Consider the following 9,271-nt stretch of genomic DNA (forward strand, 5'->3'; position numbering starts at 1 on the left):
GACGCGTTTTCTGACGTGTCGGGGGCTTTTTTTATGGCCGAAAGGCCTTGGAGCGCACTATGGCCGATTCCAAGCCGCCATTCGCTGTCATTACGGGCGGGGCGGGCGCACCGCCTAAAAGTCCCGGTGATAAGCAGTCTGCTGCAATCGCATCACCATCTACGCCGCCTGGCGCCCAGCTGACCCCGCGAGAGCGGAAGGTCTGGGACTACATCTGCGAGTCGCTACGTGATGCCGGGCTAGAGCATTACACCTGCGGCCTGACGATCAGCATCATCTGCCGCACCTATGTCCGCTGGATCGATGCCGAGCTGAAGCTGAGTGAGGTCGAGCGTGATCAGGGCGGCACCTATTTTGTCACCACAGCCAATGGCTATGAGCAGCCGCACCAGGCGTTTCATGTTGCCCGCAATCTGAAGGGGGAGCTACTGAAATGGTTGCCGGAATCATGCCTGACGCTGCCGTCGGTAGCGACGGTGCGGGCGAAGCTGCCGGAGCAGTCGCCGCAGGACGATCTGTTCGACGGGCTCGTAAATCACGCAAGAAGCCACCCGTCAGCCGCCTCCGGCTGATACCGCCAGAAGACCAGTGGCAGGAATGGGATACCCGATACGGCATTCCCGTCCTGCGGGGTGAAATCACCGTCGGCAGGCTGGCCATGCTCGCGGTGGAACGCCACTACCGAGATCTGCAAACCGCGCACAAGCGCGGTTTTTTCTTTTCCCCTGCGCATGCCTGGCACTGCATCGACTACGTGCAGTGCCGCTTTGTGCATACCACGGGTCCGCTAGGTGGCCAGCCCATTTTGCTGGATGGCTGGCAGCTGTTCTGGACGGCGGTGCTGATTGGCTGGCGCGAGGTCGGTACCAAGCTGCGGCGCTTTCGCATCGGTTATGAGGAGGTGGCCCGTAAAAACGGCAAGTCCACCTGGATGGCGCCGATTGGCGCTTACCTCTGGATGATGGATGGTGAGCACGGCGCCCAGGTGTACACCATCGCCACCACGCGGCAGCAAGCCATGCCGGTGTTCAAGCCCGCGTTTGTCAATGTGAAGCGCTGGATTCGCCGCTCGCCCAAGCTCGGGCGCTCAGTCAAGGTGTACGAAGGGGCCAACCAGGAAAAGCTGGTGCTGTTGGGGGAGGAAAGCGAATCGGTGTATGAGCCGCTGGCGGCCAACGCGGAAAACCTGGACGGCAAAAACCCCTCAGCCGTGTTTGTCGATGAGCTGCACGCCCACAAAACCCGCGAGGTGTGGGATGTGATGATTTCCGCGCTGGGTGCGCGCCTTCACCCGCTTATCAACGCCATCACCACAGCCGGTTTCATCCTTGACGGCATCTGCATGGAGGTGCGCACCTACCTGGTAAAGGTGTTGAGCGGTGAAGTGGTCGATGACCGCATGTTCGGGGTCATCTACACCATCGACGAGGGCGATGACCCGTACAGCCCGGATGTCTGGATCAAAGCCAATCCCGGCTTGGGTAGTGCCAAAACCTACACCTACATGGAAGGGCAGGCCGCACAGGCCAAGGTGCTACCTAGCGCCCGCGCCAACTTCCTGACCAAAGACCTTAACGTCTTTGTCGGCGATGCGCTCAGCTGGTTCGACATGACGGTGTGGGACAAAGGCGGCAAGAAGTTCGACCGCGACATGCTGCTTGGCCGGCGCTGCTTTGGTGGTCTCGATCTGGCCAGTACCCGCGACATCACCGCCTTTGTGCTGCTGTTTCCGCCGCCAGATGGTGACGAAGACGGCGACTGGTACGTGCTGGCCTGGTGCTGGGTGCCGGAAGCCAAGCTGCGCGGTGATCAGGATGCCGGTTCCGACTACAAGACATGGTCGAAAAAGGGCTGGCTCACCGTCACCGAGGGCGATGTCACCGATTACGAGCCGGTCAAGGCTGCCATCGAGCAGGCGGTCAAGGATTACGACGTGCAGGAAATCGCCTTCGATACCTGGAACAGTACGCACCTGGCCAACCAGCTGCTGGAAAACGACGTGCCCATGGTCAAGCTGCCGCAGAACTTTGGCGGTTTGTCGCCGGGTGCCAAGCACATCGAGCGGCTGGTCTATAGCAAGCGGCTGCGCCATGCGGCCAACCCGTTGCTGCGCTGGTGCGCCGGTAACGTCACGTTGCTGATCGACAGCAACGAAAACATGAAACCGGACAAGAAGCGGTCGCAAGGCCGCATTGATCCGATTGTTGCTATGTGCATGGCCGCTACGCGCGCCATGGTGCATCTGGACGAAACATCCATCTACGAAGAAACCGGACTCAGGACACTCAGATGATCAATTTCAAGTCGCTGTGGCCTTTTGGCCGCAAAAGCGCCAGTGCTGGTCAGTTGGAGTCGGTGCTGGGTAAGTTCCTGGCGGATTACCAGTCTAAGACGGGCATGGCGGTAAATGCCGGCACCGTCATGCGCTTGTCGGCAGCCTATGCCTGCGTGCGCAACCTGTCCGAAGACATGGCCAAGCTGCCATTGCACCTTTACCAGCGCCGTGAGCGGGGCAAAGACAGGGCGGTAAATCACCCGTTGTACAGCCTGCTGAATGGTTCGCCTAACGACTGGCAGACCTCGTTCGAGTTCGTGCAGCTGATGCAGGCGTGTCTATTGCTGCGTGGCAATGGGTACGCGCGCATCGTGTGGTCTGGCAAGCGGGTATTGGAACTGCTGCCGCTCGATCCGCGCCGCATGTCGGTCAAGCAACTGGATGATTTCAGCCTGCAGTACCGCTATCAGGCGGCAAGAGGTGGCAGCATCGATCTTGACCCGCATGATGTGCTGCACTTGCGCGGCCTGACGCTGGATGGCGTGGTCGGCGTGACCCCTATCGAGTACGCACGCGAAGCCTTCGCGCTGGGGTTGGCTGCCGAGGAACATGGCGCCCGCATGTTTGGTGGTCGGGTTACCGGCCCTGGTGTGTTGGCTGCGCCTGGCAAACTGTCCGACACAGCATACAACCGGCTGAAAGAAAGCTGGCGAGACAATGGCGGCCTCGAAAACGCCGATGCGCCGGTGATTCTGGAAGAAGGCCTCAGCTGGGAGTCGCTGGGGCTCAAGCTGTCCGACCTGCAGTTTCTGGAAACCCGCAAATTCCAGGTAGAAGAAATCGCCCGCCTGTACCGCATGCCGTTGCACAAGATCAACAGCATGGATAAGGCCACCTTTAGCAATATCGAGCACCAGTCGCAGGAGTATGTCACCGATACGCTCATGCCCTGGGCGCGTCGCTGGGAACAGGCCATAGCGCGTGACCTGCTTCAGCCCGCCGAGCGTGGTCAGTATTACGCGGCGTTCCTGTTTAACAGCCTGCTGCGGGGTGATGCGAAGTCGCGCAGCGAGTTTTATCGCGCTCTGTTCAATAACGGCGCGCTGACGCCAAACCAGATTCTCGAAATGGAAGATATGGACGGCTACGAAGGTGGCGATATCCGCATGGTGCCGTTGAACATGGTGCCGGTGGATATGGCGCGGGAGTTGGCCGCATCTGCTGCATCCAAGAAAGGAGGCGACAGTGTCGCGCAATCTTGAAGTCAAGTCGGGCGAAGCGTCCGGGCTGAGTCAAAAAGACTTCAGTTTTCAGATCAAGGCCGTCAGCGATGACGGCCATTTTTCTGGCTACGCCAGTGTGTTCGACGTGGTGGACGGTGATTACGACATCGTCGCCAAGGGTGCCTTTGCCGACTCGCTGGATGCTTGGGCGGCCAAGAAGGCGCTGCCGGCACTGTTGTGGCAGCACCGCCAGTCCGAACCCATCGGCGTTTACACCAAGATGGCCGAAGACAGCGTCGGTCTGTATGTGGAGGGGCGCTTGTGCCTCGATTCGGCGCGTGGCAAAGAAGCCTACGCGCTCATGAAGATGGGGGCCCTGTCCGGCCTGTCCATCGGTTTTGTTTCCCGTGACGACAGTTACGACCGCGCTACCGGCGTGCGAACGCTCAAGAAGGTCGATCTGTGGGAGGTGTCCGTCGTCACGTTCCCCGCCAATGACGCCGCCCGCGTTAACGGCGTTAAAGCCCGTCAGGCCGAGCAGGCCAGCCTGGTGGCTTCTCTCAACAATCTGATTCAATCCATCCGGAGTGCATGCTAATGAACGGTCAACAACTGGTTTACCCGTCCAATATGGAGCGTAAAAACGCTAACCCTGGCGAACTGCCGCGCGTCATCGAAGAACTCGGTCGCGCTTTCAATGAGTACAAAAACGCCAACGACGAGCGCCTGAAGAAGGTAGAAAAGGGCGCGCCGACCGGCGATATCGAAGTCAAGCTGGCCAACGTCGATAAGGCGCTGACCGAGCTGACCGAGCTGAAATCCTCGGTCGATGAGCTGGCAAGGAAGTCTGCGCGTCAGGGGCTGGGTGGTAACGGCATCAGCGCGGAAGAGGCCGAGCACAAGCAGGCTTTTGGCAAGTTTGTGCGTAAGGGTGTTGACGATGGCCTGGGTGATCTGCAGGCCAAGGCTTTGCAGATTGGTGTAGATGGCGATGGCGGTTACGCCGTGCCTAAAGAGCTGGATACCAACATCATCCAGCTGCTGCGCAAAGGTAACCCGATGCGTGATGTGTGTAATGTCATCACGGTGGGCAATGAAACCTACTCGCGCCTGATCAACAAGGGTGGCGCCAACGCTGGTTGGGTCGGTGAGACTGATCCGCGTAATCCTACCAATACGCCGCAGCTGGCGCCGGTGGCGCCGTTCTTTGGCGAGCTGTACGCCAACCCCCAGGCGACGCAAAAGTCGCTGGATGATATGTACTTCGATGCTGAGGCATGGCTGGCTGATGAGCTGGCCATTGCATTTGCCGAGGCGGAGAGCGCAGCGTTCACCGTGGGTGATGGCATCAAGAAGCCCAAGGGCTTTCTGGCTTACGCTACCTCGCTCAATGCGGATAATGCCCGTGCTATCGGTACCCTGCAGCATGTGATGTCGGGTGCGGCCGCTACGATTCCTGCCGATGTGCTGATCGACCTGGTGTACTCGCTGAAAGCCGGCTACCGCAACAATGCGGCCTGGATGCTGAATAGCCTGACCATTCCGCTGCTGCGCAAGCTGAAGGACGCGGACGGCAATTATCTGTGGCGCCCTGGTCTGGATGCGGGCGAGCCGTCTACCTTGCTGAACAAGCCGATTGTCGAAAACGACGATATGCCGGTAGTGGCGGCCGGTTCGTTGGCTGTGGCGTTTGGCGACTTCAAGCGCGGCTATACCATCGCCGACGTATACGGCACGCGTGTCCTGCGCGACCCGTATAGCAATAAGCCGTACGTGAGCTTCTACACCACCAAGCGCATGGGTGGCGGTGTGATGGATTCCAATGCCATCAAGCTGTTGAAAATCGGCGCCTAATCAATCTTTTCAGCCGCCCCTTGTGGGCGGCGGTGGGAGCTTTAAATGGTAACGGTAAAGGTATTGAAGTCGTTCAAGTATTCACCGGACGGTATCGCGGTGGTGGAAGTAGAAAAGGGCAAGGCTGAACTCCCGTCCGAGTTCGTGGACATCGCTGTTACGGAGGGCTGGGTTGAGCCGATCAAGAAGGGTCGTGCGGCAGCGGAGGCTGCCGAAGTGGCAGACTCGGCTGATGATCAGCCGCCCTCCGCGCCGCCCGCCGACTAAACGGCCAAACCGAAACCCGCCGCTGGCGGGTTTTTTCATGGAGTGAGCCATGCAAGAAAAGCTGATCACCCCGCAGGACGCTGCCTCGCTGGTGCCGCTCGCCGACATCAAGGCGCAATGCCGCATCGATGCCGACATCCCCGAGGAGGACGCGCTGCTGCGGCTGTATCTGCAGGCGGCGGTAACCGCCTGCCAGCACGAGCTGGGGCGGCCCATCCTGCCGCAGACCTGGCAGCGCGAGTTTGAAGACCCGGCGCTGCAGCTGGTGCTGCATGCCGATGTGACGGCGGTAGCCAAGGTTACCGCCATCACGGCGGCCGGTGCCGAAATCGACCTGGCTGCTGACGAGTGGCGGCTAAGTAAAGGGCGCAAGCTGGTAGCGCTGGGTGGCTGGCCGTTCGGCACGCGCATGGTGCGGGTGCGCTATACCTGCGGCTACTGGCCGGACGCTGCGGCAGTCGATGCGGCGGTCAAGTCGTGGATTCTGCTGCGTGTGGCCACCGCTTACGCCGCACGCGAGGCGATAGCCGACCAGCGGCTGGTGCCGCTGGCGCGTACTTTCGTGGATGGCCTGCTGGACCCGTGGAGGCTGTACGCATGATCACGGCCAGTAGTCTGAATGACCGCATCCGCGTGCAAACCCCGTCGCCCACTCGCTTGGCGAGTGGCGAGGTGGTGAGTCAGTGGTCTGTGCCGTTCGCGCTGTACGCCAAGGTGGATGTGCTGGGTGCGCGCTCGTATACCGCGGCGCTGGCAGAGCAGACCGGCTGCAGCTTGCGAGTCACCATCCGCGAGCGGTCGATTCTGGTTGGCTGGCGGGTGCTGCATGCGGGCGGTGTTTACCGCGTCAAGGCGGTGCTGCCGCATGAGCAGCGCGGCTATCAGGTGTTGATGTTGGAGGTGGATGATGGCAACGGTTGATGGCATGCAGCAGCTGTTCGATGCGCTGGACCGAGTGCCGCGCAACCTGCAGCGCAAAACCCTGCGCCGGGGCCTGTACCGTGGTGCGGCGCTGATCCGTGACGAAGCGCGGCGCATTGTGCGCCGGCGTAGCGGCGCACTGGCCAAGCAGATCCGCGTGGCGTCGTCGCGTGGCTCCGGCCAACGTGGCGCGGTGGCATACCGCGTGGGGCTCACGCCCAAGGGCTTCTACGGCAAGTTTCTGGAAAACGGCCACGTCGCGCGCGGCCCCGGCGGCAAGATCAAGGGCGGCGAGGTGCGGCGCAAGGCGGCGCGGGTAGTACTGAAGGCCGAAGGGCGTTTCGTGCCGCCGTACCCGTTCATGCGCCCCGCCGCGCAAAAGCTGGGGCAGGCGCTCTCCGAGGTTGGCCGCGTGGTCGAGCAGGCCATTGATAGTGGCGAGGTAACGCGATGATCGGTGCTGCCATTGTCCAGATGCTGGCCGACCCTGGCATGGTCGCACTGGTGGGTAGTCGTGTTTACCCGGTGCGGCTGCCTGCCGAGCCGACCTTGCCCGCCATCGCGTACCAGATTGTCACCGAAAACCGCGCCCAGGCGCCGGCTGGTCGCCTGCCTTGGGTCAAAAGCCTGGTGCAGCTGTCTGTGGTGGGCGCAACCTACGACGAAGCCCACGCCGTGGCAGATGCGCTGCGGCAGGTGCTGGACCGTCGCCGGGGTGTGTTTGCCGGTATTGAAGTGCGTGGTGTAGTGGATGAGGGGGCGCACGATGAAGGTGATGATGCTGGCCCGCATCTGGTAGCCACTACCTGGCGTATTCACTGGAAAGAAACATGAGCAAAGCAAACGGAATCTGTGACGCCGTCGTGGCTGCCTTGTTGGCGGCGGGTGTGGCGGCAGGTCGTGTTACCCGCAGTCTGGATGAGGCGGACAGCTATCAGGATTTTCCGGCGGTGCTGGTGCATCTGGTGTCCGATGTTGAATCGCCAGAGCGCTCGCCGATTGACTTCGAGTACCGCTCGCTGACGTTGGAGCTGGAAATCCTGGGCGAAGGCGATGTGCCGCATGCGGCATGCGATGTAGTTCACCGCGAAGCCAATGGTGTGCTGCTGGCGCTGCCCTATGCCATCCAGCGCGGCGGCGTGCAGTGGGGCTACGACGACGAAAACCCCGCGCTTGGCATCTGCCGGGCGCAATACCTGGTCAGCTACCGCTGTCCGAAAGGTGAGCTATGAGCAAACAACAGGCGAAAGACGCCAAAGAACAGCCCGCCCCGGAGGCGGGTTTTTTGTCGCCCGCATGTCCGTATGCCGGGCAGGGCGGCAGTTATGTCATCAACCCGGAAAGCGGTGAGCGCGAGCTGGTAGAGCGCACCGAAGAGAAAGGCGAAAACCATGGCAATTGACGTTCTGCCGGTGCTGCTGGCCAAGATCGAGGCAGCTTACAACACGGATGCGGTACCCGCGGCGGCGGTGCTGTTGGTAGATCCCAAGTTTACCCCGCTGGAATCCGACAAGGCCGAGCGCAAACTGGTGCGTGGCTATATGGGTAACCCCGATAGCATTCCGCACAGCTTCCGCTGCAAGCTGGAATTCTCGGTTGAGCTGGCCAGCTCCGGTACCAAAGGTACAGCGCCGGCCTACGACGCGCTGCTGCGTGCTTGCGGCTTTGCTGCCACCACCACGGCGGGCGTCAAGGTGACCTATACGCCGGTATCCAAAAACTTCGAGTCGGCCACGCTGTACTACAACATCGGCGGCATCCTGTACAAGCTGCTGGGCTCGCGTGGCAAATGCTCGCTGGACATGAGCAACAAGGCCGTGCCCAAGCTCAAGTTCGAGTTCATCGGCCTGCACGGTGGCCGTGCTGACGCTGTACCAGGCGCTGCCGTGTTCACGGCGTGGAAAGACCCGCTGGTTTTCGAGAAGGCCAACGTGCCTGTCTGCACGCTGCATGGCTACAGTGTGGCCGTGGAAAGCCTGTCGCTGGATATGGGGCAAAAGGTGGAATACCAGTCCCGCCCGGGTGGTGCCGAGGTGGTGCGTATCACCGAGCGCAGCCCGTCCGGCAGCATCAAGATCGAGTCCACCAAGGTGGCCGAAAAAGACTGGCTGCCGTCGATCAAGGCCGCCACGGCTGGCGCGCTGCAGGTGCAGCTGGGTAGTGCCGATGGTGCCATTGTCGAGGTGGCGGCCAACGTGGTGCTGGGTGGTTACGACTACGACGAAAGCAACGGCATTTACCTGTCCACGCTGCCGCTCACACCCAAGCCCGTCAACGGCAACGACGAACTCTCGCTGACCTTCCGTTAAACACCACGCCCCGCCCAGTGCGGGGCGTTTGCATTGGGGAAACCATGCTCAAGATTGCCACCACTGACCGTACCACGGTTACCGCCCGCATTGCGGTGCGCAATGCCTCTGGTGAGGCTGTCATTGTCGAAATCAAGCTGACCGGCCTGCTGCGCAGCCAGCCGGATTGGGACGCGCTGTTCCAGCGCCACGCCCAGGCCAAGGGCGAAAAAACCGTCTCCGATATTTACCGTGCCAACGCCAAGCTGTACGCCGAAGTCTTCGACGGCTGGCAGGGTGTGGCGGATGAAAGCGGCCAGCCGCTGGCCTATAGCGCCGACGCGCTGGAAGTGCTGCTGCTGAGCGCCCACGGCCCTGCGGCCAACCGTGCGCTGATGCAGGCGCTGGACGATCTGCGTTACGGCGCGCTGGAAAAAAACTGA

14 protein-coding genes are annotated in these 9,271 nt (G+C 61.3%); all 14 read left to right on the forward strand.

The annotated features are described in order from the left end of the window. Positions 1 to 59: 59 nt before the first annotated feature. The 14 genes from FLQ03_RS16190 (at position 60) to FLQ03_RS16250 (ending at position 9,271) form a co-directional block, all read left to right on the forward strand. Complete coding sequence (locus tag FLQ03_RS16190) at positions 60 to 572, forward strand: P27 family phage terminase small subunit (protein WP_240802296.1); 513 nt, start codon at positions 60 to 62, stop codon at positions 570 to 572. An 86-nt stretch (positions 573 to 658) separates the two neighbouring features. Continuing rightward, the gene (locus tag FLQ03_RS16195) at positions 659 to 2,293 is read left to right on the forward strand and encodes a terminase large subunit (RefSeq protein ID WP_144372620.1); all 1,635 of its coding nucleotides are present in this window, start codon (positions 659 to 661) and stop codon (positions 2,291 to 2,293) included. Beyond that, positions 2,290 to 3,537 carry a phage portal protein gene (locus FLQ03_RS16200; RefSeq protein WP_144372621.1) on the forward strand — a complete coding sequence of 416 codons (1,248 nt, stop codon included), beginning with the start codon at positions 2,290 to 2,292 and terminating at the stop codon, positions 3,535 to 3,537. Before FLQ03_RS16195 ends, FLQ03_RS16200 begins: the two co-directional genes overlap by 4 nt. Further along, complete coding sequence (locus tag FLQ03_RS16205) at positions 3,521 to 4,096, forward strand: HK97 family phage prohead protease (protein WP_206211014.1); 576 nt, start codon at positions 3,521 to 3,523, stop codon at positions 4,094 to 4,096. Before FLQ03_RS16200 ends, FLQ03_RS16205 begins: the two co-directional genes overlap by 17 nt. After that, positions 4,096 to 5,352, forward strand: a complete 1,257-nt coding sequence (locus FLQ03_RS16210; RefSeq protein WP_206211015.1) for a phage major capsid protein — start codon at positions 4,096 to 4,098, stop codon at positions 5,350 to 5,352. The genes FLQ03_RS16205 and FLQ03_RS16210 overlap by 1 nt, the downstream gene beginning before the upstream one ends. A gap of 45 nt (positions 5,353 to 5,397) precedes the next feature. Next, a complete protein-coding gene (locus FLQ03_RS16215; RefSeq protein ID WP_144372622.1) occupies positions 5,398 to 5,619 on the forward strand; it encodes a hypothetical protein in 222 nt (73 codons plus the stop codon). Positions 5,620 to 5,668: 49 nt separating this feature from the next. Next, positions 5,669 to 6,220 (forward strand): head-tail connector protein, encoded by a 552-nt coding sequence (locus tag FLQ03_RS16220; protein ID WP_144372623.1) that lies wholly within the window; start codon positions 5,669 to 5,671, stop codon positions 6,218 to 6,220. Next, on the forward strand, positions 6,217 to 6,540 hold the full coding sequence (locus FLQ03_RS16225; RefSeq protein ID WP_144372624.1) for a head-tail adaptor protein: 324 nt from the start codon (positions 6,217 to 6,219) through the stop codon (positions 6,538 to 6,540). The genes FLQ03_RS16220 and FLQ03_RS16225 overlap by 4 nt, the downstream gene beginning before the upstream one ends. Beyond that, positions 6,527 to 6,994: an HK97-gp10 family putative phage morphogenesis protein gene (locus FLQ03_RS16230; RefSeq protein ID WP_170252455.1), complete on the forward strand. Its 468-nt coding sequence runs from the start codon at positions 6,527 to 6,529 to the stop codon at positions 6,992 to 6,994. The genes FLQ03_RS16225 and FLQ03_RS16230 overlap by 14 nt, the downstream gene beginning before the upstream one ends. Beyond that, positions 6,991 to 7,374 carry a tail completion protein gp17 gene (gp17, locus tag FLQ03_RS16235; RefSeq protein ID WP_144372626.1) on the forward strand — a complete coding sequence of 128 codons (384 nt, stop codon included), beginning with the start codon at positions 6,991 to 6,993 and terminating at the stop codon, positions 7,372 to 7,374. The genes FLQ03_RS16230 and gp17 overlap by 4 nt, the downstream gene beginning before the upstream one ends. Further along, the gene (locus FLQ03_RS16240; protein ID WP_144372627.1) at positions 7,371 to 7,772 is read left to right on the forward strand and encodes a hypothetical protein; all 402 of its coding nucleotides are present in this window, start codon (positions 7,371 to 7,373) and stop codon (positions 7,770 to 7,772) included. Before gp17 ends, FLQ03_RS16240 begins: the two co-directional genes overlap by 4 nt. Further along, entirely contained in the window at positions 7,769 to 7,942 is a 174-nt protein-coding gene (locus FLQ03_RS19200; RefSeq protein WP_170252456.1) for a hypothetical protein, read from the forward strand. The genes FLQ03_RS16240 and FLQ03_RS19200 overlap by 4 nt, the downstream gene beginning before the upstream one ends. Beyond that, positions 7,932 to 8,849 (forward strand): phage tail tube protein, encoded by a 918-nt coding sequence (locus tag FLQ03_RS16245; protein ID WP_144372628.1) that lies wholly within the window; start codon positions 7,932 to 7,934, stop codon positions 8,847 to 8,849. The genes FLQ03_RS19200 and FLQ03_RS16245 overlap by 11 nt, the downstream gene beginning before the upstream one ends. Before the next feature lie 44 nt (positions 8,850 to 8,893). Then, entirely contained in the window at positions 8,894 to 9,271 is a 378-nt protein-coding gene (locus FLQ03_RS16250; RefSeq protein WP_144372629.1) for a hypothetical protein, read from the forward strand.

Source organism: Vogesella urethralis, from assembly GCF_007644045.2.
GTDB lineage: Bacteria > Pseudomonadota > Gammaproteobacteria > Burkholderiales > Chromobacteriaceae > Vogesella > Vogesella urethralis.

What these genes read in the sequence shown, in the direction of transcription:
- FLQ03_RS16190 (WP_240802296.1), top strand. Translation starts at nt 60, where the DNA reads ATGGCCGATTCCAAGCCGCCATTCGCTGTCATTACGGGCGGGGCGGGC.
- FLQ03_RS16195 (WP_144372620.1), top strand. Translation starts at nt 659, where the DNA reads ATGCTCGCGGTGGAACGCCACTACCGAGATCTGCAAACCGCGCACAAG.
- FLQ03_RS16200 (WP_144372621.1), top strand. Translation starts at nt 2,290, where the DNA reads ATGATCAATTTCAAGTCGCTGTGGCCTTTTGGCCGCAAAAGCGCCAGT.
- FLQ03_RS16210 (WP_206211015.1), top strand. Translation starts at nt 4,096, where the DNA reads ATGAACGGTCAACAACTGGTTTACCCGTCCAATATGGAGCGTAAAAAC.
- FLQ03_RS16215 (WP_144372622.1), top strand. Translation starts at nt 5,398, where the DNA reads ATGGTAACGGTAAAGGTATTGAAGTCGTTCAAGTATTCACCGGACGGT.
- FLQ03_RS16220 (WP_144372623.1), top strand. Translation starts at nt 5,669, where the DNA reads ATGCAAGAAAAGCTGATCACCCCGCAGGACGCTGCCTCGCTGGTGCCG.
- FLQ03_RS16225 (WP_144372624.1), top strand. Translation starts at nt 6,217, where the DNA reads ATGATCACGGCCAGTAGTCTGAATGACCGCATCCGCGTGCAAACCCCG.
- FLQ03_RS16230 (WP_170252455.1), top strand. Translation starts at nt 6,527, where the DNA reads ATGGCAACGGTTGATGGCATGCAGCAGCTGTTCGATGCGCTGGACCGA.
- gp17 (WP_144372626.1), top strand. Translation starts at nt 6,991, where the DNA reads ATGATCGGTGCTGCCATTGTCCAGATGCTGGCCGACCCTGGCATGGTC.
- FLQ03_RS16240 (WP_144372627.1), top strand. Translation starts at nt 7,371, where the DNA reads ATGAGCAAAGCAAACGGAATCTGTGACGCCGTCGTGGCTGCCTTGTTG.
- FLQ03_RS19200 (WP_170252456.1), top strand. Translation starts at nt 7,769, where the DNA reads ATGAGCAAACAACAGGCGAAAGACGCCAAAGAACAGCCCGCCCCGGAG.
- FLQ03_RS16245 (WP_144372628.1), top strand. Translation starts at nt 7,932, where the DNA reads ATGGCAATTGACGTTCTGCCGGTGCTGCTGGCCAAGATCGAGGCAGCT.
- FLQ03_RS16250 (WP_144372629.1), top strand. Translation starts at nt 8,894, where the DNA reads ATGCTCAAGATTGCCACCACTGACCGTACCACGGTTACCGCCCGCATT.